Raw genomic sequence first — 22,924 nt, forward strand, 5'->3', positions numbered from 1 at the left:
CTTTTTAACCATTATTCCGTCAAGCTTTCAAAATGGACAAAAAATTTGTATTTTTTGGTATTATGGCATCTATTTTACTAAGTGGATCTTTTGGAATCTTTTCTATAGACGAATCATTTGCACAAAATATTTCTGATAAAGATACTTCGGATAAAATTGATAAACAAATCGAAAAAAATGACGAGAAAAAACAACGAGTTGAAGATAAGCTAGAGGAGAAAAAACAACGAGTTGAAGATAAGCTAGAGGAGAAAAAACAACGAGTTGAAGATAAGCTAGAGGAGAAAAAACAACGAGTTGAAGATAAGCTAGAGGAGAAAAAACAACGAGTTGAAGATAAGCTAGAGGAGAAAAAACAACGAGTTGAAGATAAGAAAACAAAGCTTGAGTCTGATAGAAAAAGGTTAGAAGAAAAATTAATGGAGAAAGCTAACGACTTTAAGAAAAAATTACAAGAAATTAAAGAAAAATATCAAAATAAAATTGAATTAAATCGGGCCAATGATGTTGAAAACTTTTCTGCTCTTTCTGATACATTAGAAAGCAAAATTGCACAAAAATCTGAAAAAATTCGTGAAAAACTCCTAGAAAAATCAGAAAAATTGGATACAAGAACTCAAAAAATTCTTGAAAAAATCAACAGTGGGGACTATTTAGGTAAAAAAATGGGTAAAACAACTATTGATGAATCCTTTGAACTTGTTTTTGATTCTGTAGATGCAACTTCAATTGGTAACGATCCTCAATCGTCTTTGCTTACTGGTTTTATGACTTTCAAGACTTTTGATAAAAATAAATCAAATTTGAAATTAGAATTACAAGAATGTGAAGTTTTAGTTGATGATGTTCCTTACAATTGTGGATTTGGAAAAGCCAGAGCTATATCTTCAGGTAATTCTGGAGCTAAAGATTCTCTTGTAATTATTGCATTTTTAGAAGATAATTTAATGGAAGAAGTCCATTCTACGCTCAAAATTTACTTAAATTCTGATTCTCCAATTAACGAAATTGATGGCTCAACTCAAGTTTCTATTCTTGGACCCCAAAGTAAAATTTCAAACATGTGGTTTCTTGAAGGTGACGCAACTCTAACAAAGATAATTTCATCTGTAGATGAAATTCCAAATGATACGACAGATGAAAATTCTGGCTCAGACATTTCTGTTGAATTAAACGAAGATGTTGGTTTATCTGGGAATTAAACATGAATACTAAAAATTCTATGTTTTTTTTAGGATTAATTTTTTCAATATTACTAATACCAACAAGTATACAACTCTCTTTTGCTGATACAGGTTCCATCTTAGTTCACTCATTTGATGTTTCTTATGAAATTGAAAATGGAATTGTCGAATCAATGTATTTAGATCCTGATTTTATTGAATTAGTTATTACAATGGATACTACATCTGATGGAACTTTTGAAATTACAATTCCTAGAACCCTCTTAGATGCAAAATTTGATACATCCGATGATATTTTTTTCGTTTTAGTTGATGGTTTTGAAACTCATTATGTTGAAAAAGAAACTTCTTCAACTTCTAGAACACTTGTAATTCCATTTTTTGGAGGGGATTCAATTATTGACATAATTGGAACTACAACACTTAATCCCTTCATTGTAGAGCCAGAAATAGAAATTCCTTCTTGGATAAAGAGTAATGCTGAATGGTGGGCATCAGATCAAATTGATGATGAAACATTTGTTCAGGGTATTCAATATTTGATTACTAATGGAATTATGGATATTCCAGAGACTGAATCAGGAGAATCATCTGGTAAGGAAATTCCTTCTTGGATAAAGAGTAATGCTGAATGGTGGGCATCAGATCAAATTGATGATGAAACATTTGTTCAGGGTATTCAATATTTGATTACTAATGGTATAATGACTGTTTAATCTGCTAAATTGTGCATAGATTTTAGGTCTTTTTTGAATGATTCTAGACTAGCAGGAATCTCAATTTTAATTGAATCTTTTAACGACAAGTTCTGAGCCTTTTTCTCATTCCAAACTTTGGAATTAAATTCTGTAATCTCTTTTGTTATCTCACTTTTGTCTTCAATATTTTCTATCTCTACTTGTTTTTGTTTGTGAATGCTCTCTTTTGAATACAAAATTCCCCAAAGATATTCTGTGATAAATGGTGTAATTGGTGCTAATAATTTTAGAATAGTTGCCAATACTTTGTGCAATGTAAATATTGCACCGTCTCTTTCTTCATCAGAAAAATCAATTCCATAGGCTCTAGCTTTTACCATCTCGATATAATGTGCTGCAAATACATTCCAAGTGAACTCTCTGATTGCAATAGCTGGAACAAAGAAATTATATTCATTGTATCCTCTTTTGCATTCTTTAACTAGATTATCTAGTTCTGATAAAATCCATTTATCTGATGCATTAGGAGTTCCTGATTCAATTACTGGAAAGCTAGACAAAAATCTTGATACATTCCACAATTTACTCAAGAATTTCTTTGTTGATTCAATTTTTTGTTCATTACATCTGAAATCATAACCATGATTGATCTCACTGGCACTCCAAAATCTAAACGTGTCAGCACCCAATTTTTCAATTACTGGTAAAGGATCAATTGCATTTCCTTTACTCTTGCTCATCTTCATTCCTTTCTCATCTAACCCATAACCCATAATCCATGCTTCATCCCATGGCTTTTCACCTGTTAGCTGCTCACATCTAAGAAGTGTATAGTATAACCAAGTTCTAACAATGTCTTTTGCCTGTGGTCTAATTGATGTAGGATATACTTTTTTGAAAAACTCTTCATCTTTGTTGTATTTACTTACAAAAAGTGGTGATACACTGGAATCCATCCATGTATCAAAAGTTCTCTCCTCTCCTACAAATTCCTCAGAGCCACATTTTGTACATTTTTTGATGGGGCATTTCTCTTCCCATGGTCTATAGTATTTTCCAGGCTCAGGAACATGTGCTTCTGAGCAATTTTTACAGTACCATATGGGAATTTCTGTGCCATAGTATCTTCGTCTAGAAATTGGCCAGTCAATATTGATTGATTCAAGCCAATTCATCAGAATTTGTTTATGCATTGCAGGATGGAAATTTATTTCAGCTCCCATTTTTCTCATTTTTTCAATTGATTCTTTTTGTTTAAGATAATATTCTTCCATTGGAATAATTTCAATTGGAATTTTACTTCTCTCTGAAACAGGAGTCCTGTGATTAATATCTTCAATTTTTTCTACAAATCCTTTTTCTTCAAGGTCTTCGATAATTTTGGTTCTTGCTTGTTTTGGTTTTAATCCTGCATATTCTCCAGCAGCTTCAGTCATTTTTCCATCTAGACCAATTGCAACAATTTCCTCCAACTCTAATTCTCTAAATAATGCAACGTCGTTTTGATCACCATAGCTACAAACCATTACAGCACCTGATCCAAATTCTTGTTGTGCTGAATGGTGTGTTCTTAATTCAACTTCAGCATTTGTAATTGGAACCGTAACTTTTTTTCCAATATATTGAACATATCTATCATCTTCGGGATTTACAATTATTGTTCTACATGCACAAAGTAGCTCTGGTCTTGTACTTGCAATAATTATTTCCTTATCTGTGTCTTTAATTTTAAATTTCATATAGACAAGCTTTGTTGCCAAATCTTCGTAAGTAATTTCAGCATCTGCAATTGTTGTTCCAGAAACCCAATCATAGTTGTTAGGTCTGTTTGCAAGATACACCTCACCCTTCTTCCATAAATTAATGAAAGTTGATTGAGTTAGTGCTCTGTATTCTTCTGAATCTGTTCTGTAATAGTTTGCAAAATCTCCACTTATTCCCAAACTTTTCATAATGAGAATCATCTCAGCCTCTAGATCATCAAGTGCCTCTCTGCATAATTTTAGAAATTCTCCTCTCTCTGTCTCCCTCATTCTGATATTGTGTTTTTTTTCAGTGTACAATTCCACTGGAAGCCCATTTCTGTCAATTCCTATTGGGAAATAGACATTTTTTCCAGCCATCCTTGCTGTTCGTGCAATCATGTCAATCTGAGAATAGTGTGCTGCTGCACCAATATGCCATGGTCTTCCTGAAGGATAAGGTGGTGGGGTATCTATGGTAAAGTTATCATCAGTTGGTGTAAAATCATAAATTTTCTCGTCTTGCCATCTCTTCAGAATTTCTTTCTCTAACTCTGGATTCCATGCCTTTTCTGATATCTTTGGGTCCATTTTTTAGCTATCTTGAAATATTTGAAATAATATGCGAGCCCTTATTGTAACCCTCATAGATGTAAACTCCAACTGCCTCAACATTTGATGGCATTTTTGGTGCTAATAGTTTGATAATTTCACTTGAAAGATTCTCAACAGTAGCTTCACCTTCCAATAGGTATGTTGTATTTTTTGGAACCTGTAACTCAAACATTCCCTTTGGTCCTTCAAATTGAATCATATAATGTGAATCGTCTTCTTTTCTAAGGTATTTTCTATTGATGAAAAATTTATGATCAAAAACATTTACCACTTCTTTGATGATTTTTTTAGCTTCGCCAAAATCTAAAAGCAAGTTATCTTTCATCTGCCCTACCAATTCCACCATAACTGATGATGTATGTCCATGAAGGATAGAACATTTCTCAACTAGAGGCAAGATATGTGCATAATCAAATGAAAATGATGCATCTTCTAAAAATATAGAACCTGTTTGTGGTGTTTTATCATAAAATACAATGTCTTGTAATTCTTTTATTTGTGCAACATATTTTGCATGACCTATTGCCATTACTTTGTCTTCAGGAAAGTCTTCTTTGATCTGTTTGTACTTTTCAATATCTTCATCATTATCAATAACTTCGATTAGGCCTTTTTCTGTTTTAAAATCAACTGTAACTTGATTACCGTTCTTTAATGTAATCTTGTGATTGTATTGGTATTCTTCCTCTAGAAATGTAAGCATTTGAGCCACTGTTAATTCAGTACGGGTTTTGAGTAAATTTCCATTTTTATCGATATATCTAAAATCTGAATCTAGAATTGTTGGACTTGTGGCCATGTGAAGTCATCTGACTATGGATATAATATAAATTCTGTAATGATTGTGCCTAAAATTCTATACTATCTCTATTCCAATGAATTTAGAATTTTGGCTAGTCTGACATCATTTTTTGTAATGCCTCCTGCGTCATGGGTGGTCAAGTCAACAGTTAGTCTGTTATACACATTAAACCACTCTGGATGATGATTCATTTTCTCAATCTCCATGGCGGCCCTAGTCATAAAGCCAAAGGCCTGATTGAAGCTCTCAAATTGAAATTCCTTGTGTAGTTTTTCATTGACTACGCTCCATCCTGGCAAGTTCTTTAGTTCTTCAATAATGTCATTTTCTGATAATCTCATCATGTTGTTTTAGAATTAATCTTAAATTAAAAGATTGATTCATTACCCTTCCATAGGAACTAATATTGATCGACTATGAATGAAATGAATCAAAAACTCCTTGAGAATATTAAAAATTCCATTTCTGAAACTGTTAGCAATAAAAAAATTGGAATTGCTTTTTCAGGAGGTGTTGATAGTACCTTAATTTCAAAAATTTGCTCAGAGATGAATTTTGATATTACTTTGTTGACTGTTGGCTTTGCTGACTCCCATGATATTTTATTTGCAAAAGAGGTTAACTCCTTTCTGAAATACCCTCACCATGTTTTAGAAATTGATCCTGAAACTTTTCCAAACATTACTAAAAAAATTCATGAAACAATAAAGACTGAGAATCTTTCCTGGAATGAAAATTGTATTGCATTTTATTATGTCTCCAAACTAGCAAACAGTTTGAATCTTGATACCGTAGTTACAGCAAATGGAATAGATGAATTATTTTGTGGATATAATGCATATAGAGAGGCATTCTCTGGTGGGGAATCTCAAATAATTGATGTAATGAATGCCAAATTGGATAATGAACTAAAAATGATGAAGGCTGTAAATCTAATTGCATCTGAATTTGGAGTAAAGATACTACAGCCCTTGTTGTCGCCAAATTTTATAGATTATGCAAAAACTATTCCAATTTCAGAGAAAATTCATGACTCTGAGGATCTGTATCGTAAACACATTATTAGAAAATTAGCAAGTGAAATCAAAGTACCAGAAATTTCTTGCACTAAACGAAAAAAGGCCTTACAGTATGGCTCTAAAATTCACAAAGCATTGCTAAAAACTAGATAAATTTACTAACTGTTTTTTTAACTGATTTCTCTACATTGCTAATTATTGCAGGTGATGCACCTAGGTGTTTCTCTGGAGAAAATATGGCATCAATCTCTTTATCAGTTAATTTTGAAGTAAATGCCTTGTCGTTTTTGATTGCATCTATGTATTGCATTCCTTTGTCGTTTGCCTCAAATGCAACTCGTTGAACATCTTTGTATGCAACAAATCTTGGTACTCCTTTTTTGATCAGTGCTTCAAGCACAAATTCGGCAAAGATTTGCCCCTTTGTGATGTATAGATTATCTACAATTCTTTTCTCATTGACCATCAAGTTTGAAACAATTCTAGTCATAGTTTCAAGCATCTCGTCGACTAGAATGGAAACTGTTGGAAGTACAAATCTCTCATTTGCAGAATTTGACAAATCTCGCTCATGCCATAATGGTATGTTCTCAAATGCCACTGCCACTTGACTTCTAACTAGTTTGGATAATGATGATACTCGCTCACTTTTGATAGGATTTCTCTTTACTGGAACTGCACTGCTTCCCATCTGTCCTTTCTTGAATTGCTCGGCAACTTCTCCAATCTCAGTTCTCTGCAAATTCCTAATCTCTACTGCAATTTTCTCCAGAGTTGCGCCAATTAATGCCAACTCAAATACATACTCTGCATATCTCTCCCTTGGAACAATCTGAGTTGTAACCTCTGCCGGGTATAATTTTAGTCGTTTAGCTGCCCTTCTTTGAACTTCAAGTGACTTTGCACCCATTAGGGAGCCAGTACCAACAACTCCTAATGTTTTACAAATCAAAATTCTTTTCTTAATTTCTTCAATTCTCTCGACATGTTTTGCCATCTCTGCTGCCCAATTTGCAAACTTTAATCCAAATGATATGATGCTTGCATGCTGACCGTGTGTTCTACCAACTGCTGGGATCTTTGAATACTTTGCAGCTTTTTTTGCAAGAATTGATGCCATCTTTGCAACTTTTGGTTCTATAATTTGCAGTGCGTCTCGCATCTGCATTGAATTACTAGTATCTACCAAGTCATTGCTTGTAAGTCCATAGTGAATCCAAGGCCTGGCATTTTTTGAGCATTTCTCACTAAGTGATTCAACAAGTGCTGCAGTGTCGTGATCACTTTTTGCCTCTAACTCTTTGATTCTTTTAGCTGTAATTTTTCCAGATGTTGCTGCTCTGTTGATCTCTTTGCCTATGCTTTTTGAAATCATTCCTATTTCGCTTTGAGAGATTGCAGCAGCACCTTCAATCTCTAATTGATAATCAATTTTCTTTTGTTCGCTAAAGATTGCCATCATTTCTTTAGTGCCATAACGCCCATTATCAATAGGTAAAATTGCCAATACCTTTAGTCATAATACATCGAAAATAAATCTACTCCTGTTATCAGAACTTAATCAATTCTGTCTCTTAATTGATAACAATCACAATTGCAACCTTTTTGGCATTTCATCCGCTTGCAATCCGAACAAATATTTTTTCTCCAATATGGTGCAGTGTTCATGCTAATACCTCTGAGTTATCTTGAAAGTTCCTTTTTTTAATTGAAAAAGAATTTTGATTAAATATAATGTCCAAATTCCCAATAAAATATAATATAGAAAACTTAGATTCGGCTCTTCTGAAATCACCTCTTCTTGGATCTCTTCGGTTATCTCAAAAGGTGGTATGTATACAATTCCAAGTAAAATTGGAATTCCTAACAATACAATTATTGGTATTACCATAATATTTCCTAATTATACGGGCTGTAATCTGTGTATATTTTTGCTACCGAATGAAAATACATATTTCGAATATCTTCCTCAGAACTCACAGCTAGCAGATTTACAATGTCTGTTGCAGTAATTATTCCAACCACATTTCCATTTTGCATGACAGGTAATTTTCTAACCCGTTCTTCATGCATAAGATCTGCTGCAGTTCTAATTGTTTCATCAGAATTAATTGTGAGAACTGGTGATGACATTATTTGTTTTATTGGTGCTGTGATTTGATATGCGTGTGCTGCAACTTTAACTGAAAAATCCCTGTCAGTAACTATCCCTACTGGTTTATTATTTTCCACTACAATTACAGCTCCTACTTTAGCATCCTCCATCATTTTTGCTGCTTCATTTACTGTAATTGAGGAATCTACTGAAATTACTGATTTTGTCATAATATCGCCAATTGTAATACTTTTTGCATCTTTCATTTTATTTTATAATGTTTGATTTGATATTTGATAGTCTTCTAGAATATCAAAGTTGAAAATCATCCCAGATAATCTCAATTTACTTTAAAAGAAAAATTATTCAAATTACTTTGTGGCAGTAAAAATTAAAAAAATACTTGTTCCTTTGGATGGTTCTTCAAATTCCTATCGTGGTCTTGATGTTGCAATACACATGGCAAGGCAATGCCAAGCAAGTATTACTGGATTGTATGTGTTAGGAATTACTAAACCCAATCCAAATGATCCAATTTCTCCACTTGAAAAAGTACTTTTAGAGTATGCCCAAAAAATTATGAAAAAATCAAAGTTAATTGCAGCAAAAAAAGGAATTTTGTTTTACGATAGTGTGTCTTATGGCGATGATGAAAAAAGAATTGTTGAAATTGCTGAGAAAAAGAATTTTGATCTAATTGTTATTGGCTCTAGAGGGATGGGATCTGCAAAAGAAATCTTTCTTGGCAGCACCTCAAAATATGTACTACACAAATCTAAAAAGCCAGTTCTGATAGTAAAATAATCTACTAATTAATAACGTGATTTTCTTACAGTAGCCACTTTCTTTTGGGATCTTGGTTCCTTTGTTTTTGCTCTTGCTTTACTTACCTTGCCTTCTTTTTTCAAAGGCTTTCCACTCCTTCGTGCGGCTCTTGATGCACTTGCTCTGATTTTTTGCTGCTCATTTTGCTCATCAATTTCTTTTTGAGTTAATTTACCTCTTGCCATGTATAATGAATAATTTTATGATAGATAAATTAGATCACTGATCTCAATTCTGGTTCTAATTATCTATTTTTAGCAAATGAGCCTTGATGATCTGTCAGACAACAACCACATTGTTTTGTGTAGCATTCATCAACTTTTTCATGACCACAAGAACCACAATGGCAAAACGGATCACTACTCATAACAATACACAGTTTTCATTGAACTTAAAATTGTCTCTGATTATCAAAAATCAAAATACAACAATAATTATTATTTTATTTTTGTTTGATTCCAGTATCTTGTAAAACCCACTCTAGAGCTTTGAAATAACCTTGCTTGAAATTTTTTTCATCAATTTCCCAATCAGGTTTGGCTCTTAATTCTGCAAGTAACTGATTTGCTTTTTGTGTAATTGTTGCTTCATCTAACATGTTTACTGATAATTTTTCAATTAATTTAAAATTATTCTCTTTACTCTTCTGATGATTTAAATTGGATTGAAAGTAAATTTTACCGATACTTATGTCAAATATTACTCCAAAGAAAATTGGAGAAAACCAATACCAAATTGAAGCTGATTCTAATTTGGGTATGAAAGTTCCTGTTCGGATTTATGCTGATGAGCCATTATTGCAGAAAATGCTTACTGATAGAACTATCATGCAGGCACGAAATGTCTCATCAATTCCTGGTATAGTTGGACATAGTGTAGTTTTGCCTGATGGCCATGAAGGTTATGGATTTCCTGTAGGTGGAGTAGCTGCAATGGATGCTGAAGAAGGAATGATAAGTCCAGGTGGTGTTGGATATGACATTAATTGTGGAGTTCGATTGCTTCGCTCAAATTTAACAGAGGATGCAGTTCGCTTAAAACTAAAAGAACTAGTTACTGATCTTTTTAGCTCAATTCCTTCTGGTGTTGGCTCTAAGGGTGCAGTCAAGCTTAGTCATTCAGAGCTTGATGAAGTATTAGTTAGAGGAGTTAACTGGGCAATTGATCATGGATATGGCTCAACTGATGATTCAGATGTCTGTGAAGAGAATGGTAAAATTGCAAATGCTGATCCTAACAAAGTCTCTGATAAAGCAAGAAAAAGAGGAGCGCCACAACTTGGCAGTCTAGGTTCTGGAAACCATTTCCTAGAAGTGCAAAAAGTTGCAGAAATTCATGACGAAGTTGCAGCTAAAAGAATGGGAATCAAAGAAGGAACAATTACAGTTTTGATTCACTGCGGTTCTAGAGGATTTGGACATCAAGTGTGTAGTGATTATCTTAGAGTATCAGAGCAGTCAATGGAAAAATACAACATTAACTTACCTGATAGAGAACTTGCATGTGTTCCAAATACTTCAGAAGAAGGAGAATCATATCGAAAAGCAATGTTTTCTGCTCTAAATTTTGCATGGAGTAATAGACAAATGATTACTCATTGGACAAGAAAATCCTTTGAGCGAGTCTTTAATCAATCAGAATCTGATCTTGAAATGAATTTAGTTTATGATGTTGCACATAATATTGCCAAAGTTGAAAAACACAAAGTAAATGGCACTGAGAGGAAACTTGTAGTTCACAGAAAAGGAGCAACAAGGGCATTTCCTGCTAATCGTGATGAAATTCCATCACGATATCGTGATTTGGGACAGCCAGTTTTGGTTCCAGGCTCAATGGGTACTGCAAGCTGGATTTTACTTGGACAGCCAAATTCCATGGATTTGAGTTTTGGCTCAACTGCTCATGGAGCAGGAAGAACCATGTCACGCTCCAAAGCAAGACGAAATTATACTGAAAATGACGTTAAAAAATCCCTAAATGATAAGGGCATATTTATCAAAGCATTGACTCGTGACGGTGTTGTCGAAGAGACTCCTCAGGCATACAAAGACGTTGATGCCGTTGTAAATGTCTCTCATAATCTAGGAATTGCTACCAAAGTTGCTAAATTGGTTCCAATAGGTGTGATTAAAGGTTGAGCGAAGAAGATTCAGAACTTGAAAGACTAAAAGCAAAAAGATTAGCAGAGATGCAAAAAAATATCTCCTCAAGAAAGGAGGTCGAACCACCTAAAGAAGACCAAAAAAAACAACAAGGCAACCCCAGAGATTTTCTAGTAAGTAAATTGGGATTTAGAGGATTGGAGGTTTTAGAAAATGCCGAATCACAATTTCCTAATGAGACAAAAATGATTATAGTCAAATTATCTGAATTAATAAAATCTGGTGAAATAAACGAAGTAATTGATGGTGGAAAGTTATTGACTCTGTTTAGATCAATTGGTCTCAATGTTAGAATGCAAACTAAAATCAACGTTGAGCAAGACGGAAAATTCGTTTCATTAAGTGACAAACTAAGTGCCCATTCTACTGAAGAAAGTGACTAAAAATGAATATAGTTTTAGAAATTGGAAGTAAAAATTATGTTGATGATTTACTGTCTGTAAAAAAAGCACTATCTCATATGGAAAGTTTAGTTGGTGGATACAATGGATATGTTCTAAGTGAACCAACATCAAAGTTTGGATGGACATTTTTCAAACTAGCGTTTAAACCAAATTTACAACAAGGAATTGAAGAAAAGTTTTCTGATATGATCTCAAAATACAACGAAAATGATCATCCTCATAAATTTGCAAACTTTATTGGAGATTATTTTAGATCTAAAGGCTGTGACTTGAAAATAAAAATATCTAACTAGACTCTTCTTCCTCTTTTTCCACCTTTCTTTCGGGTGGTATCATGAGGAATAGGTGTAACATCATCAATTCTTCCAATTTTAAATCCGCCTCTGGCCAGTGCTCTAATTGCTGCTTGTGCACCAGGTCCTGGAACTCTAGAACCAACTCCACCAACAGCACGAACTCTAATGTGGAATCCAGTAAATCCTTTTGTTCTTGCAGATTCCACAACTGCATTTGCTGCTTTCATTGCTGCAAATGGTGATGATTCGTATCTATCTGCATTAACATGAATTCCGCCAGAACTAATGGCAACAGTTTCTGCACCTGTAAGATCGGTCATGTGAATAATTGTATTATTGTAACTACTGTAAATATGGGCAATTCCCCATTTGTCAGGACCTTCTTTTTTGGTCTCTGGTTGAGCATTTGATTCGACTTCAGCCTCAGATTTTACTTCCTCAACTATCTCTTCCTCGACTGGAACTTCCTCAACTTTTGCTTCAGTTTCTGACAATGTCTACTCAGGCCTTGAAGGGTTTAAAAAACATTGATTTTTTCCGCCTTCGTTATTCAGGCACTTGGAGAAAACATTGATGATTATTCATATACGTGATTGCTTGGTTTGAATTAATGGCATCAATAATTTTTATGGCAATTGGAATAGCAATTGCATCTGTATTGCTAGGTTCAGTGGCATTTTCCTTTCTGACTCCAACTGATGAATCTGGTTTATCCCCACTAGAACAAAAATGCCAATTAATTGCAAATGAAGGATACAAAATTCATTCCATGTATCCTGATTCAAATCCTGATGAACTGCCAGAAAAAGAATTTAATCGATTAATGTATCTTGATGATAAATGGATTAAAGAATGTGTTTCAGTTCTTCCTGCAGATTCAGTATTTAGTATTGTAAATAATGTAGAACGAGAATTTTCTTATGGTGAATGATTATCTAAAATGTTTCCAACCCAGATCTTTTAGTTTTATCAATTTTTTACCCTCCTCAATGTATACGCCTCTACCACTAGTTACATAACCTATTTCAATAATCTGTGTTCGAAGTAATTTGGAATTTTTCATGATAATATTTCGATATTTGGGATTTATTGTAAATACAAAATCATATTCTTCTCCTCCATGAAAAACTAATTTTTTTAAATCCATTTTTTGCGATTTTGCATATTCCTTGACATCTTTGTTTGCAGGGATGTGATTTATGATGAATTTAGTTTTACTCTGCTTTGATAATTCATTTAATGAAGTAGACAACCCATCACTAGAATCCATAGATGATGAAAAATATTTTTTATTCTTTAATCCAAACTTTAGCATGGCTTTGGGGTAAAGAACTGAATCAATTGCTTTTTTAGCAAATTTTCCACGAATCTTTTCTTTACCTAAAAGTATGCTCAATCCAGTGTATGTATACCCAAATGGACCAGTGACAAATACCAAATCTCCTCTTTTTGAACCATTTCTCCTTACTATGGAATCAGTTTTTCCAAAAATGCAAACATTAAACACAAATTCCTTTCCAGAGTTAATGTCTCCTCCAAGAATCTTTATCCCATATTCGTCACATGCAGATTTGAAACCTTTAGAAATTTGCTCAATTTTTGAGCGTGTAATTGAGTTTGGCAAATTTATTGATATAATTCCAAATTGAGGACTAACTCCTTTTGCAGCAAAATCACTTACACATGCAACAATGCTCTTTCTTGCAGCATCTCTTAGTTCCATTTTAGGGGGAATATCTGAACTTTCTACTAGAGTATCTATTTTTGAAACAATTTTGGTCTTCCCTAAATTGAAAATCTCTACATCTTCAGAAACAAATTTTTTATTTCCTAATTTCCCTTGAATTATTTTAATTATTGATTCTTCATCTAATTTTTTCATAACTTTGTTTCACCAGTTCTAATGTATCTTTGACTATCTTTTCACACTTTAGCTTATCATTTGATTCTGCTGAAACTCTGATAATGTCTTCGGTATTTGATTTTCTAATTAACACCCAACTATTCTCGTCAATAATTCCTTTAATTCCATCTAATGTATCAACATCTGAATACTCTTTTGAAAATTTCTCACTAATATTTTCAATAACTTTATCATGAAACTTTGAATCAACTTCTGTTTTATCTCTTATTTGCTGATATCTTTCCATAAAGTCTAAAATTTCATTAAAATTGGAATTTCCTAACATTGAGGAGATTAGACCACTTGTTAGTATTCCATCTCTACAAAAATTAAATTCTGGTAAAATAAAACCGCCACTACTTCCTTCTCCGCCTGCTTGAGCTTTATTCTGCAACATCATATCTATCACATTTGCCTCACCAACTTTAGATCTCTTTACAGTACCTCCACTTTCTTTGATGAATTTTTCAATGGATACACTCGTATCAATACTTAGAACAAAATTCTTGTAACCTAATTCAAGAGATTTTACAATACCTAATCCTAATGTCACATCTGGTATCTGTTTTTTGCCATTTCTAACTACTACTAAACGATCTCCATCCAAGTCAAATGCAAATCCAATTTCATTTTTAGTTGACGCTGAAATCAAGTCTGATAATCCATCTGTGGTTGGATCTGGACCTCTTGAGGAATTAACTAGATTTTCATTAATAATTTGTACTTGACATCCTATCTCAGTTAGTAGTTTTGGAGCAAAATCCTTTGCCGCTCCTCCTCCGATATCTACTGCAATTTTAGGTTTATTTTCAATTTCTCCGACTATCTTTTTTGCATCTTCAATGTAAGATGTTGAAATATTTTTTTCGACTCCAAATTCTGAAATGCTAATCTCTTGATTTTCTAAAATCTGTGGTAATTCTTTTTCATTTATTCCACGTCCATTGATTATGAATTTCATCCCATTCCACTCTATTGGGTTGTGCGATGATGAAATCACAATTCCTGCTTGATAATATCTTGATTCTCTAAAAACTACTGGAGTTGGAGCTAATCCTAAACTAAATACGTCAATTCCATTTTTCATCAACGCTGCACTTGCAGCATCTTTTATCATAGCACCTGTTGGTCTGGTATCCATACCAATAACACATTTTTTTGATTTAATTAGAGATGAAAAATTATTACAAAATTGCAATGTGTCTTTAAGATTGAGATCCTCTCCAAAAATTCCTCTAATTCCAGAAATAGTTTTCTTCAATTGTTCCAACTCGGAAAGGCTTTTTATTAACTCTGATGGATTTATCCAAAAGTGCCTTGGTAGCTCAGCCTGGTAGAGCGAACGCCTCGTAAGCGTTAGGTCGTGGGTTCGTACCCCATCCAGGGCTTTGTTTTGTAAAATATTTGAAAATGATTATAATATTTCTAAGAATGTGATTCGTCTAGGGATTCAATATCGACTTCTAACTCTTTTCCTAAACCTTCCCACCATTGTTTATTTTGTTCTGCCATGCTCCCCTCATAAAATACGTTGAATTCTCCTTTATAGATCTGTCGGTTGATAAGTAGTTGATCACTTCATTACATATTATGAAACGATCTAATCCTTCTCTTCTTGTTTTCGTTTCATCTTACGATACATGATAATTACTAGAGTCCCTCCTGCACATCCCCAAAATAGTGGAGACAATCCTGCATCAATAGTTGGTTGAAATACTCCAACAAAACCTAATGTCATAATTGCAACTAGGATTAATCCTACCATTTCCAACATTTTTGCCATATTTTTTCTAGTATCAAATTGTTAAATCAAAAAGATATATGGTTTTGTAAATTAATCCATTTATGGACAAATATCTTATTGTGATTTTGATTTTTATGGTTGTAACTATTCCAATAGCTTTTGTTGAGCCCTCTTCAGGAGAAATTAGAGATCCACCAATTATCCCACTATTTTACGCTGCAATTGCAGGAATAATAATTATTTTCATTTATACTGCTTACAAGGATAAAAAAGAACGACAAAAAGCAAATGCTAAGAGAAGAGCAAGAAAATAGATTTTAGAGTTCTAATCCAAATGATTCAGCAATACTGGAGAAATTTACATAAGAATCCAAATATTGTCTGCCTTTTGCAGTAATTACAAAAGTATTCTTTCCATCAAATTCAATTTTGTTGATTAGTCCTGCCCCTGTCAAATTCTCTAGGAATTTGGATAATCTTGAATGTGATAGGTTTGCCTTTGTAAGAAGAGATGTAGTCTTGATGCCTTCTTGACCCGACTGTTGTGTAGCAGTTAACAGATCTGCAACTATTTGCATACTAGTCCTATAGGAAACCATGTATAGGTTATTCTCAAACTCAGATATAAGGGTATTACCATTAATTCAGATCAGATAAATAAGCTCTGGGCTGATTTTTCAGCAATGTCATCATCCTCTTCAATTCCCTGGTTTGATGACTTTGTAGGAGTTGCATACCGATACTATGATCTTAGAATGAATGTAGTTCCACTGCTGACAGATAGAAAGCACTCGGCATCTTTGTGGCATGATACAATTCATTTCTGGCTAGATCATTCTATTAAAATTAGATTTGTAGAAACAGGAGATAATTACTGGTTTATCATGGGTGCTGATTCTCAAAAACCTGATTCCAACCTATCATTTTACAAAATTTTGCCAAAATCTGAAAACTATGAACGCTTTAAAAAAGGACACGGAGGAGAAGCCTATCTTAGATTAGGGGTATATGCAAAAAAATCTCTAGCTGATGTAAAAAAAGACTCTGTTTGTAATTGTGGTCACGAAGCTGAAGATCATGATGAAGGTGACAATGATGTTTGTCTTTACAACAGTTGTAACTGTAAAGAATTTTCAAGTTTTCAAATCAATCTTCTAAAGAGAAAAAAAACCATAACTGATATAGTATTTTTAGATGAAAAAGATGTAAAAGATGATGTTCTTGCTTGGAATTGTCTTACTGCAAATAAATTTTCAAAATCTGAATAAATCTAATCCAAATGTTTGTTTACTCTAACATGTTCCCCTGGATAATGTTCATTGATTTTTTTTGAATAACATTTGCCACATAGAGAACCATCAATTCCCCATTCCTCCATTGGGTTATATCTCAAGTTAATTTTTTCACTACAAATTGCACATTTTTCTTTTATTCCCAATGTAGTTTAGCTCTTTTTAATCGATATAAAAAACATTCTAGATTATCTTGTGCTTAAAAAAATCATGTTAAATATCACCCAATTATATCACTTTTAGGTAGATAGTCTGACCAATGTAAACCTCCTGCAAGATTTTTACTTGGTTGGACTTCTACCCTTGAAATTAAAATAAACTATTTGCTAATTTTTTTAGTGCAAGAATTTCTTCTTCTTCCTGCCTGATTTTCTTATCTATTACTCGCAACATTGAATCATTCCAAACATGTTGGGAGAAGAAGTTGTGTTTTGTGTTTGCCAACTCTATTTCATCATCAACTACTGTATCCTCGAGAAATTTAGTCACTATGACATCTGTTATCTTTAAAATTCTTGAATTTAGTTTGAAACTACGAAAAATAGGCTCTAATTTCCTCACGTCTGTCTTAAAATCTCCCTTTGATTCAAGAATTTTCTTATGAAGAATTCTAAAATACACTGCTACAAAAAACAACGTAGCATATCTTTTGGTTTTGTGACCACCTTGTTTTCCATACTTTAAAGATTTTTTTGCAAATTCTTTTACAAGATAAGGATAAAGCAAAATTCTGTAATCGTCCTTTAGATTATCATTAAAAATATCATCATACTTGCTTCCTCTTGGTAGAAACTGGGCAGGTGAACTGTATGCTTCAGTTGGTCTTTGCTCAATTCCTGCAACAAGAGATTGAATTGCATCTTTAGCAACAATCACTTTCTTATGATTCTCTGGAAGATAATTATTGTATGCTGAATCTCCTTCGTACTCAGATTGTTTTGATTTAGATTTTGTATCAAAGGAACCTGCTTGAATTTCATAAAAATATCCACAATTTTTTAATTGTGACTTTATTGATTTATGAAAATCCATTAAGGACACAAGATCTTTTCCTCTTACCGAATTTTGTGAATTTCTATACTTTGTAATGTTGTTTTGTTCTTGTTCATCATCTGCTTTGATTATTGTTACAGTCATGGAACCTTCCATGTTTTTAGTTCGCTTTGAGTGATCAAGAATTGAATTTGATGTTTGTGCACCATTAACAATTTGTGGTGCATGAAGCTCAATCAAATTTTCTCCTAATTCTGCAAAATCACTAACTACAATTGTTATTCCATTGTTGTAATAGAAAAATTTTCCAGGATTTCCTTGTAATGTTTCACGTAAGCCTTTGTTGACTGTGGTTTTAAACTGCATCCACTGACGAATATTTGATTCAAAAACATAATCCCTATTCTTACTAACAAAGTCGGTTAGCTCTCTTAATTTCAAAATACCTAATATTGTATTTTCATGTCTTAGCATTCGTTCAAGTTTTATTGATGATTTCTTTCCTGCAGCTGGTTTTTTTATCCTATCCCATAATTTTTGAATTATTTTTTCTTCATCAATCACTTCAACCATGTCATCTTTGAAATCAACTTTTTGATCAGTAACGTAACAACACTTGATTTTTAGATTTTTTTCTTTAATTTTTGTTACAAGTTGTGCAAGCTCGGGTCTCATTTTAGTTACATCTTTGGATAGTAATCTCTTGGCATCTTCTTTGAATTTTGCAATTGCATCTAGTGAATGTGATGTACCGTATTTTGATTGAAATAGTCTGATTGTATTATCAGAAAAATCTACTGGAAGATATGCATCAATTCCAAGATCATTAGCACCATCAACAATTGCATCAGCTGCATCATCTTCAGTTGCTTCAAAAACTCTAGTCAATACCCACTGTAGAAAATTATTGCCTTTCTCAACTTCATTCTTTGAATTTTCAGCATATTCGTGAATACTGCCCCTGATATTTTCTGCAAATCCTTCTAATGGTGTGCTAGAATTTTTTTGAATTAATAGGGTGTGAGAACCTGGAATATATTCTAGCAATCCGTTTTTATTTTGAGACACTATTTTTCTAATATGCTATATATTTAGACAATTAGGTAATTATGTTATAACTCTCTCTGGATGTGAATTGATTTGATTAAAAAAATAATTGGATTGGGAATTCTTGGCATTGGAATTATTTTGATAATTGGAATCTCCCTTTCGTATACTTCGATAAAAGAAATTTCAGATGACTCTGAATTGATGATCAAAGGTGATGTAATTATGCCTACAAAAGTTTCAAGGCCTGGATGTGAGGAAATTGATAGATGTTATATCCCATCGGTTATAGAAATTGAAAAAGGAAAACAAGTAACATGGATAAATGAAGATTCTGCTTTTCACAGTGTTACATCTGGATTTTATGAATCTCCAAGTGAATTATTTGATAGTGGATATCTTGATCCCTTTGAATCATACACTTTAGTTTTTGATGAGATTGGTACGTATGATTATTTTTGTACTTTACATCCTTGGATGAAAGGACAAGTGATTGTAAAATAAGGTACCCGAGGGAGTCGAACCCCCTTGTATAAGCTTTGCAGGCTCACGCATAACCGTTCTGCCAGAGTACCGTTTTAAAAAACACAAAATGAACAATTAAACTCTTTAGATTAGAATTTGTTAAATGGCTTTGAAGCCAACTTCACATCTTCCCCTTTGACTGTTTTTCTACCTGCATGATTAGCCATATCTACTGCGCTTTTTGCAATAGCATTTCCGATATCTTCTATTACTCTTCTTAACTCATCAGCTGATTCATCACTCACTCTCTCTGCACCTGCTTTTTTCAATATCCTATACATGGCAGATAATCCAAGCTCAGAAGATTTCATAAACTTGATTTTATTTTTTTCCGAAAAAAGATAATGAGTGAAAAAATATCACTAAGGAATCGATTTATACAGACTATTTTAAGAATTGTTAAAGAAATGACATGGTATTTTGATTCTCATATTCATTTATCAGATCCCGAATATTTGCCATACATGCAATTTATTTTAAATGAAATGGAAATTTTAAAAATTAAAGCCTGCTGCGTTTCAATGGATCATGAAAATTCTCTCCAAACATTACAACTAGCAAAAAAAAGTGAACTAGTTTTACCCTTTGTAGGTATACATCCTGAACGTGCAGATGACAATCTTGAATCTGTAACTGAATTAATTGAAGAAAATCATGAAATCATATCTGGTATAGGCGAAATAGGACTAGATCCTACTTATACAAAAACTGATGAAGACTCAAAACGTCAGATACATATTTTTGAATCCCTCTTAAATTCTGCAGAAAAATTTGAAAAGCCTGTTTCAATTCATTCTAGAAAAAGTTTGGATGACATTCTACAAATAATGACTTCTTTTAGTACTAAACATGCTCTTTTACATTGGTTTGATGGAAACAAAAAACAACTACAAAAGGCAATGGATATGGGATTTTTTGTTTCATTTGGACCCGTAATGGTTTATGCAAATGATAAACAAACATTACTTTCAAAATCCGATGAATCTAAAATTTTGGTAGAAACTGATGGACCTGTTAGATTTTCTAGATGCTTTGAGATGAAATCTGGACAAACCAGCTTTATTCCAAGCGTAATATTTTGTGCGTCAAAAATTCTTTCAAAATCCTTTGATGAAACGGCTTTGATGCTAGAAAGAAACTCAAACTCATATCTGGGAATATAGGTATAAAATACCCTATTTCAATGAAAAATTGTGGACAGAATTAAACGTCTTTCATACGAAGTACTTGATTCACACAAATCAAAATTTGGTGAAGATTTTGCAGACAACAAAAAAATCTTAGATCAAATTTCTATCATACGTTCTAAAGGTCTTAAAAACGAGATTGCAGGATATATTACTAAATTTATCAAAAAAGAGATTCGTGAAGAAAAAGTAAAACAATCACAAATTCTAGCATCAAAAAATGAAGAAGAAATAGTTGAAGAAGTTGAATCTGAAACTCCTGAAATTGCAGAAACCTCTGAAGATGTTACATCTGAAACCGTAATCGAAGCATCATCAACTGAAGAACCATCAGAAACTCTAGAAAACAAGTCCGAGTAGAAAATTAATACCTAGATTTCCATTTTTTCATTTAGATAATTATGATCACTGTAAAACTTGTAGGCGGAGCAAAAAAGCTTTTTTTATCTGATAAATTAGAAATTGACAAATCTGATATTTCTATTCAAGAATTAATTGACTTATTGTTAATAGAAAAACCAGAAAATACTCCAAAACTTGACACTGAAAATATTTTAATTGCAATTAATGGTGCTGATTCATCTGCAATGGCAGGAAAATCAACTATCATAAAAAATAATGATATTGTCAGTATTATTCCTGTAATTCATGGAGGTTCTACAAAATCCATGTCTCTAGAAATATCAAAAAAACAACTTCAAATTATAGAAATTAAAGGAAAAAAATCATTTGATGAAACTTTTCTTTTAAATTTACGAAAACAATACCCAAAAATTACATTTCAAGCAGTTTCAAGTAATTTTGTTTTAAATAAATATCATTTAAAAAAAATTCTCAGTCTATCATTTGAATATAAAAAAAATAATTTATTACTCTCAAAAAAAATTGAAACAGATATTTTAATGCGTTTTGCATTAAGTAAGCAAATTTCAGATGCAATTAAAATAGCCGGAATCAAACCAAAAAATAATTTTATAATGATAATGATCGGAAATAAAAAATCACTTGATACCATTTCTAAAGAATTATTGCCTATCTCGACCAGTTTATTTTCAAATAATCATTCTAATTTTATTAAAAAATTTTTTAAAATCTCAAAAAAACAAATTGAATCAATTCATTCTAAACATCCTTTAGAGGATATCTTAATAGAAAAAGCAACTATTCTACTCTGAAATACTTCTTTTTGTTTTTTCAGTACTCAGAATATCTAATTTTTCTAATATGGAAATTCCACATGTGTTTCCTAAAATCTCAAGAAGAATTATCTTATCGGGAAATTCTAATGATACTTTATTTTTTAGATTTCTGGCAATTTTTGTAATTAGTTCTTGACTTGAAATATACGAATTTCTTTTTTCTATTGATATTCTATAAGTCTCGTTTTCTGTAATCTCCTTTGACATCTCTTCAATAGCTGCTTCTATGCTTTCAATTTTAGTTTCAACTACTCTCTGAATTGGAATGATTCTCAGACTATATCTGAGACTCCAGGGTTCATCAAGAAGCATTTCTCTAATTTTTCTCACAACTTCTATTGGTTCTAGTTTTGTTTCAGCAGTAACAATTCCTGACATTTTTGTAATGGTGATCTTGGGTTCTAAATCCCCCATTTCTTCTAAAATACTGCTTATCTCCTCAACTGTTTCAGGTTCCAAATGCCTGGCACATGTAATTATCAAATTCATATTTTTGTTAATTCCTCATAACTCAAAGAACCTTTCCGTATAATTTTGATCTCATCCTTCACAATCTCTATTATTGTAGATTCTGATTTACTTGAAATTATACCCCCATCCACAAATATGTCATAGTTGCTAAGATTATTCAAACAATCTTCAGGATTTGTAAATGATTTATCTCCAGAAATATTTGCACTAGTTCCAACTAAAAAATTACATTTTTTTAATAACTTCAAAGTGCACTGATGATCGGGAACTCTTAATGCAATTTTGTTGGAAAGATTCAATGATTTTTTTAATTCCGAATCTTTTATTGTTACAACTACCGTTAACTGTCCTGGCCAAAACTTATCTATAATTTTTTTTGTAACTTCATCAAAGATGGCAATTTTTTCAGCAATCTCTTTTGAATAAACTAAAACTGGTAATGGTTTTGAAAAATCTCTAGATTTTATTTCATAAATTTTTTTCACTGATTCTATATTGTATGGATCACAACCAATACCATAAACTGTATCTGTGGGAAATACTACAATTCCTCCTTCACTGATAATTTTTGAAGCCTTTTCTATTCCTTCTTTATCGCATGAAACTCTCAATGTTCTTCTTCTCTTTTTTAGTTTAATTACCATTTACATTTGATAGATTTTTAATACTAAATTTTTAAAACATTACATGTCTGAATCTTCCACAGATTATGGGAATACTG

At 32.5% G+C, this 22,924-nt stretch carries 33 protein-coding genes and 1 tRNA gene; 15 read left to right on the forward strand and 19 right to left on the reverse strand.

What is annotated here, in order from left to right; all coding sequences use genetic code 11:
* The first annotated feature begins 32 nt into the window (after positions 1-32).
* A complete protein-coding gene (locus ACX119_RS01760; protein ID WP_459351436.1) occupies positions 33-1,202 on the forward strand; it encodes a hypothetical protein in 1,170 nt (389 codons plus the stop codon).
* Between the two features lie 2 nt (positions 1,203-1,204).
* Positions 1,205-1,900 (forward strand): hypothetical protein, encoded by a 696-nt coding sequence (locus ACX119_RS01765; protein ID WP_459351437.1) that lies wholly within the window; start codon positions 1,205-1,207, stop codon positions 1,898-1,900.
* Here the strand turns inward: ACX119_RS01765 and ACX119_RS01770 are convergent.
* The 3 genes from ACX119_RS01770 to ACX119_RS01780 form a co-directional block, all read right to left on the reverse strand.
* Positions 1,897-4,215 (reverse strand): valine--tRNA ligase, encoded by a 2,319-nt coding sequence (locus tag ACX119_RS01770; RefSeq protein ID WP_459351438.1) that lies wholly within the window; start codon positions 4,213-4,215, stop codon positions 1,897-1,899. The genes ACX119_RS01765 and ACX119_RS01770 overlap by 4 nt on opposite strands.
* 7 nt (positions 4,216-4,222) lie before the next feature.
* Positions 4,223-5,038 (reverse strand): 6-pyruvoyl trahydropterin synthase family protein, encoded by an 816-nt coding sequence (locus ACX119_RS01775; RefSeq protein ID WP_459351439.1) that lies wholly within the window; start codon positions 5,036-5,038, stop codon positions 4,223-4,225.
* 68 nt (positions 5,039-5,106) lie between these two features.
* Entirely contained in the window at positions 5,107-5,385 is a 279-nt protein-coding gene (locus ACX119_RS01780) for a 4a-hydroxytetrahydrobiopterin dehydratase (RefSeq protein WP_459351440.1), read from the reverse strand.
* Between the two features lie 72 nt (positions 5,386-5,457).
* Between ACX119_RS01780 and ACX119_RS01785 the strand changes: the two genes are divergently transcribed.
* The gene (locus tag ACX119_RS01785) at positions 5,458-6,213 is read left to right on the forward strand and encodes an asparagine synthase C-terminal domain-containing protein (protein ID WP_459351441.1); all 756 of its coding nucleotides are present in this window, start codon (positions 5,458-5,460) and stop codon (positions 6,211-6,213) included.
* On the opposite strand, the gene purB is transcribed toward ACX119_RS01785, so the two are convergent.
* The 3 genes from purB to ACX119_RS01800 all read right to left on the reverse strand — a co-directional run bounded on the left by purB (position 6,206) and on the right by ACX119_RS01800 (position 8,421).
* Positions 6,206-7,567, reverse strand: a complete 1,362-nt coding sequence (gene purB / locus ACX119_RS01790; RefSeq protein WP_459351442.1) for an adenylosuccinate lyase — start codon at positions 7,565-7,567, stop codon at positions 6,206-6,208. The genes ACX119_RS01785 and purB overlap by 8 nt on opposite strands.
* Before the next feature lie 162 nt (positions 7,568-7,729).
* A complete protein-coding gene (locus tag ACX119_RS01795) occupies positions 7,730-7,951 on the reverse strand; it encodes a hypothetical protein (RefSeq protein ID WP_459351443.1) in 222 nt (73 codons plus the stop codon).
* A gap of 8 nt (positions 7,952-7,959) precedes the next feature.
* A complete protein-coding gene (locus tag ACX119_RS01800) occupies positions 7,960-8,421 on the reverse strand; it encodes a CBS domain-containing protein (RefSeq protein WP_459351444.1) in 462 nt (153 codons plus the stop codon).
* A gap of 112 nt (positions 8,422-8,533) precedes the next feature.
* Here ACX119_RS01800 and ACX119_RS01805 point away from each other — a divergent pair, with 112 nt between their 5' ends.
* A complete protein-coding gene (locus ACX119_RS01805) occupies positions 8,534-8,959 on the forward strand; it encodes a universal stress protein (RefSeq protein WP_459351445.1) in 426 nt (141 codons plus the stop codon).
* Between the two features lie 8 nt (positions 8,960-8,967).
* On the opposite strand, the gene ACX119_RS01810 is transcribed toward ACX119_RS01805, so the two are convergent.
* From ACX119_RS01810 to ACX119_RS01820, 3 genes are all read right to left on the reverse strand, one after another.
* The gene (locus ACX119_RS01810) at positions 8,968-9,165 is read right to left on the reverse strand and encodes a hypothetical protein (RefSeq protein ID WP_459351446.1); all 198 of its coding nucleotides are present in this window, start codon (positions 9,163-9,165) and stop codon (positions 8,968-8,970) included.
* Positions 9,166-9,224: 59 nt separating this feature from the next.
* Complete coding sequence (locus ACX119_RS01815) at positions 9,225-9,347, reverse strand: hypothetical protein (RefSeq protein ID WP_297593362.1); 123 nt, start codon at positions 9,345-9,347, stop codon at positions 9,225-9,227.
* Between the two features lie 75 nt (positions 9,348-9,422).
* On the reverse strand, positions 9,423-9,578 hold the full coding sequence (locus tag ACX119_RS01820; protein WP_297593360.1) for a hypothetical protein: 156 nt from the start codon (positions 9,576-9,578) through the stop codon (positions 9,423-9,425).
* A 91-nt stretch (positions 9,579-9,669) separates the two neighbouring features.
* Here ACX119_RS01820 and ACX119_RS01825 point away from each other — a divergent pair, with 91 nt between their 5' ends.
* From ACX119_RS01825 to ACX119_RS01835, 3 genes are read left to right on the forward strand one after another with little or no spacing between them, the layout of a single operon-like run.
* Positions 9,670-11,118 carry an RtcB family protein gene (locus ACX119_RS01825; protein WP_459351447.1) on the forward strand — a complete coding sequence of 483 codons (1,449 nt, stop codon included), beginning with the start codon at positions 9,670-9,672 and terminating at the stop codon, positions 11,116-11,118.
* Positions 11,115-11,525 carry a DNA-binding protein gene (locus ACX119_RS01830; protein WP_459351448.1) on the forward strand — a complete coding sequence of 137 codons (411 nt, stop codon included), beginning with the start codon at positions 11,115-11,117 and terminating at the stop codon, positions 11,523-11,525. Before ACX119_RS01825 ends, ACX119_RS01830 begins: the two co-directional genes overlap by 4 nt.
* A 2-nt stretch (positions 11,526-11,527) precedes the next feature.
* The gene (locus ACX119_RS01835) at positions 11,528-11,839 is read left to right on the forward strand and encodes a hypothetical protein (protein WP_459351449.1); all 312 of its coding nucleotides are present in this window, start codon (positions 11,528-11,530) and stop codon (positions 11,837-11,839) included.
* On the opposite strand, the gene ACX119_RS01840 is transcribed toward ACX119_RS01835, so the two are convergent.
* Positions 11,836-12,336 (reverse strand): 30S ribosomal protein S11, encoded by a 501-nt coding sequence (locus tag ACX119_RS01840; RefSeq protein ID WP_459351450.1) that lies wholly within the window; start codon positions 12,334-12,336, stop codon positions 11,836-11,838. The genes ACX119_RS01835 and ACX119_RS01840 overlap by 4 nt on opposite strands.
* A gap of 116 nt (positions 12,337-12,452) precedes the next feature.
* Between ACX119_RS01840 and ACX119_RS01845 the strand changes: the two genes are divergently transcribed.
* Positions 12,453-12,773, forward strand: a complete 321-nt coding sequence (locus ACX119_RS01845) for a hypothetical protein (RefSeq protein WP_459351451.1) — start codon at positions 12,453-12,455, stop codon at positions 12,771-12,773.
* Here ACX119_RS01845 and thiL read toward each other — a convergent pair whose 3' ends face one another.
* Together thiL and ACX119_RS01855 are read right to left on the reverse strand one after the other, a co-directional pair.
* Positions 12,774-13,724: a thiamine-phosphate kinase gene (gene thiL / locus ACX119_RS01850; protein ID WP_459351452.1), complete on the reverse strand. Its 951-nt coding sequence runs from the start codon at positions 13,722-13,724 to the stop codon at positions 12,774-12,776. It abuts the gene before it with no gap.
* A complete protein-coding gene (locus ACX119_RS01855) occupies positions 13,708-15,006 on the reverse strand; it encodes a phosphomannomutase (RefSeq protein WP_459351453.1) in 1,299 nt (432 codons plus the stop codon). The genes thiL and ACX119_RS01855 overlap by 17 nt, the downstream gene beginning before the upstream one ends.
* A gap of 53 nt (positions 15,007-15,059) precedes the next feature.
* Here ACX119_RS01855 and ACX119_RS01860 point away from each other — a divergent pair.
* Positions 15,060-15,133 (forward strand) — tRNA-Thr (locus ACX119_RS01860).
* A gap of 212 nt (positions 15,134-15,345) precedes the next feature.
* Here ACX119_RS01860 and ACX119_RS01865 read toward each other — a convergent pair.
* Positions 15,346-15,528 carry a hypothetical protein gene (locus ACX119_RS01865; RefSeq protein ID WP_459351454.1) on the reverse strand — a complete coding sequence of 61 codons (183 nt, stop codon included), beginning with the start codon at positions 15,526-15,528 and terminating at the stop codon, positions 15,346-15,348.
* A gap of 62 nt (positions 15,529-15,590) precedes the next feature.
* Between ACX119_RS01865 and ACX119_RS01870 the strand changes: the two genes are divergently transcribed.
* Positions 15,591-15,803, forward strand: a complete 213-nt coding sequence (locus ACX119_RS01870; RefSeq protein WP_459351455.1) for a hypothetical protein — start codon at positions 15,591-15,593, stop codon at positions 15,801-15,803.
* A 3-nt stretch (positions 15,804-15,806) separates the two neighbouring features.
* Here the strand turns inward: ACX119_RS01870 and ACX119_RS01875 are convergent, their stop codons facing one another.
* Positions 15,807-16,067 carry a winged helix-turn-helix domain-containing protein gene (locus ACX119_RS01875; protein WP_367182870.1) on the reverse strand — a complete coding sequence of 87 codons (261 nt, stop codon included), beginning with the start codon at positions 16,065-16,067 and terminating at the stop codon, positions 15,807-15,809.
* A 105-nt stretch (positions 16,068-16,172) separates the two neighbouring features.
* Here ACX119_RS01875 and ACX119_RS01880 point away from each other — a divergent pair, with 105 nt between their 5' ends.
* A complete protein-coding gene (locus tag ACX119_RS01880; RefSeq protein ID WP_459351456.1) occupies positions 16,173-16,757 on the forward strand; it encodes a hypothetical protein in 585 nt (194 codons plus the stop codon).
* A gap of 2 nt (positions 16,758-16,759) precedes the next feature.
* Here the strand turns inward: ACX119_RS01880 and ACX119_RS01885 are convergent, their stop codons facing one another.
* Both ACX119_RS01885 and ACX119_RS01890 read right to left on the reverse strand, forming a co-directional pair.
* A complete protein-coding gene (locus ACX119_RS01885) occupies positions 16,760-16,927 on the reverse strand; it encodes a hypothetical protein (RefSeq protein WP_459351457.1) in 168 nt (55 codons plus the stop codon).
* A 163-nt stretch (positions 16,928-17,090) separates the two neighbouring features.
* Complete coding sequence (locus ACX119_RS01890) at positions 17,091-18,842, reverse strand: AIPR family protein (RefSeq protein ID WP_459351458.1); 1,752 nt, start codon at positions 18,840-18,842, stop codon at positions 17,091-17,093.
* 123 nt (positions 18,843-18,965) lie between these two features.
* On the opposite strand from ACX119_RS01890, the gene ACX119_RS01895 reads away from it, so the two are divergent.
* Positions 18,966-19,325: a cupredoxin domain-containing protein gene (locus ACX119_RS01895; protein WP_459351980.1), complete on the forward strand. Its 360-nt coding sequence runs from the start codon at positions 18,966-18,968 to the stop codon at positions 19,323-19,325.
* 110 nt (positions 19,326-19,435) lie between these two features.
* On the opposite strand, the gene ACX119_RS01900 is transcribed toward ACX119_RS01895, so the two are convergent.
* Positions 19,436-19,657, reverse strand: coding sequence for a histone family protein (locus tag ACX119_RS01900; RefSeq protein WP_459351459.1), 222 nt, complete (start codon positions 19,655-19,657; stop codon positions 19,436-19,438).
* Between the two features lie 96 nt (positions 19,658-19,753).
* Here ACX119_RS01900 and ACX119_RS01905 point away from each other — a divergent pair, with 96 nt between their 5' ends.
* From ACX119_RS01905 to cgi121, 3 genes are read left to right on the forward strand one after another with little or no spacing between them, the layout of a single operon-like run.
* Positions 19,754-20,509, forward strand: coding sequence for a TatD family hydrolase (locus ACX119_RS01905; RefSeq protein ID WP_459351981.1), 756 nt, complete (start codon positions 19,754-19,756; stop codon positions 20,507-20,509).
* 30 nt (positions 20,510-20,539) lie between these two features.
* On the forward strand, positions 20,540-20,893 hold the full coding sequence (locus ACX119_RS01910; RefSeq protein WP_459351460.1) for a hypothetical protein: 354 nt from the start codon (positions 20,540-20,542) through the stop codon (positions 20,891-20,893).
* Between the two features lie 41 nt (positions 20,894-20,934).
* Positions 20,935-21,708, forward strand: coding sequence for a KEOPS complex subunit Cgi121 (gene cgi121, locus ACX119_RS01915; RefSeq protein WP_459351461.1), 774 nt, complete (start codon positions 20,935-20,937; stop codon positions 21,706-21,708).
* Here the strand turns inward: cgi121 and ACX119_RS01920 are convergent.
* Positions 21,700-22,221 (reverse strand): THUMP domain-containing protein, encoded by a 522-nt coding sequence (locus ACX119_RS01920; RefSeq protein ID WP_459351462.1) that lies wholly within the window; start codon positions 22,219-22,221, stop codon positions 21,700-21,702. The genes cgi121 and ACX119_RS01920 overlap by 9 nt on opposite strands.
* Positions 22,218-22,847: an L-threonylcarbamoyladenylate synthase gene (locus tag ACX119_RS01925; RefSeq protein WP_459351463.1), complete on the reverse strand. Its 630-nt coding sequence runs from the start codon at positions 22,845-22,847 to the stop codon at positions 22,218-22,220. The genes ACX119_RS01920 and ACX119_RS01925 overlap by 4 nt, the downstream gene beginning before the upstream one ends.
* Between the last annotated feature and the right edge of the window lie 77 nt (positions 22,848-22,924).

Source organism: Nitrosopumilus sp. S4 (assembly GCF_054515835.1).

Bases quoted from the DNA above. Each gene is read 5' to 3' on its own strand.
- ACX119_RS01760 (WP_459351436.1), top strand. From the start codon at position 33: ATGGACAAAAAATTTGTATTTTTTGGTATTATGGCATCTATTTTACTA.
- ACX119_RS01765 (WP_459351437.1), top strand. From the start codon at position 1,205: ATGAATACTAAAAATTCTATGTTTTTTTTAGGATTAATTTTTTCAATA.
- ACX119_RS01770 (WP_459351438.1), bottom strand. From the start codon at position 4,215: ATGGACCCAAAGATATCAGAAAAGGCATGGAATCCAGAGTTAGAGAAA.
- ACX119_RS01775 (WP_459351439.1), bottom strand. From the start codon at position 5,038: ATGGCCACAAGTCCAACAATTCTAGATTCAGATTTTAGATATATCGAT.
- ACX119_RS01780 (WP_459351440.1), bottom strand. From the start codon at position 5,385: ATGATGAGATTATCAGAAAATGACATTATTGAAGAACTAAAGAACTTG.
- ACX119_RS01785 (WP_459351441.1), top strand. From the start codon at position 5,458: ATGAATGAAATGAATCAAAAACTCCTTGAGAATATTAAAAATTCCATT.
- ACX119_RS01795 (WP_459351443.1), bottom strand. From the start codon at position 7,951: ATGGTAATACCAATAATTGTATTGTTAGGAATTCCAATTTTACTTGGA.
- ACX119_RS01800 (WP_459351444.1), bottom strand. From the start codon at position 8,421: ATGAAAGATGCAAAAAGTATTACAATTGGCGATATTATGACAAAATCA.
- ACX119_RS01810 (WP_459351446.1), bottom strand. From the start codon at position 9,165: ATGGCAAGAGGTAAATTAACTCAAAAAGAAATTGATGAGCAAAATGAG.
- ACX119_RS01815 (WP_297593362.1), bottom strand. From the start codon at position 9,347: ATGAGTAGTGATCCGTTTTGCCATTGTGGTTCTTGTGGTCATGAAAAA.
- ACX119_RS01820 (WP_297593360.1), bottom strand. From the start codon at position 9,578: ATGTTAGATGAAGCAACAATTACACAAAAAGCAAATCAGTTACTTGCA.
- ACX119_RS01825 (WP_459351447.1), top strand. From the start codon at position 9,670: ATGTCAAATATTACTCCAAAGAAAATTGGAGAAAACCAATACCAAATT.
- ACX119_RS01835 (WP_459351449.1), top strand. From the start codon at position 11,528: ATGAATATAGTTTTAGAAATTGGAAGTAAAAATTATGTTGATGATTTA.
- ACX119_RS01845 (WP_459351451.1), top strand. From the start codon at position 12,453: ATGGCATCAATAATTTTTATGGCAATTGGAATAGCAATTGCATCTGTA.
- thiL (WP_459351452.1), bottom strand. From the start codon at position 13,724: ATGAAAAAATTAGATGAAGAATCAATAATTAAAATAATTCAAGGGAAA.
- ACX119_RS01865 (WP_459351454.1), bottom strand. From the start codon at position 15,528: ATGGCAAAAATGTTGGAAATGGTAGGATTAATCCTAGTTGCAATTATG.
- ACX119_RS01870 (WP_459351455.1), top strand. From the start codon at position 15,591: ATGGACAAATATCTTATTGTGATTTTGATTTTTATGGTTGTAACTATT.
- ACX119_RS01875 (WP_367182870.1), bottom strand. From the start codon at position 16,067: ATGCAAATAGTTGCAGATCTGTTAACTGCTACACAACAGTCGGGTCAA.
- ACX119_RS01880 (WP_459351456.1), top strand. From the start codon at position 16,173: ATGTCATCATCCTCTTCAATTCCCTGGTTTGATGACTTTGTAGGAGTT.
- ACX119_RS01900 (WP_459351459.1), bottom strand. From the start codon at position 19,657: ATGAAATCTTCTGAGCTTGGATTATCTGCCATGTATAGGATATTGAAA.
- ACX119_RS01905 (WP_459351981.1), top strand. From the start codon at position 19,754: ATGACATGGTATTTTGATTCTCATATTCATTTATCAGATCCCGAATAT.
- cgi121 (WP_459351461.1), top strand. From the start codon at position 20,935: ATGATCACTGTAAAACTTGTAGGCGGAGCAAAAAAGCTTTTTTTATCT.
- ACX119_RS01920 (WP_459351462.1), bottom strand. From the start codon at position 22,221: ATGAATTTGATAATTACATGTGCCAGGCATTTGGAACCTGAAACAGTT.
- ACX119_RS01925 (WP_459351463.1), bottom strand. From the start codon at position 22,847: ATGGTAATTAAACTAAAAAAGAGAAGAAGAACATTGAGAGTTTCATGC.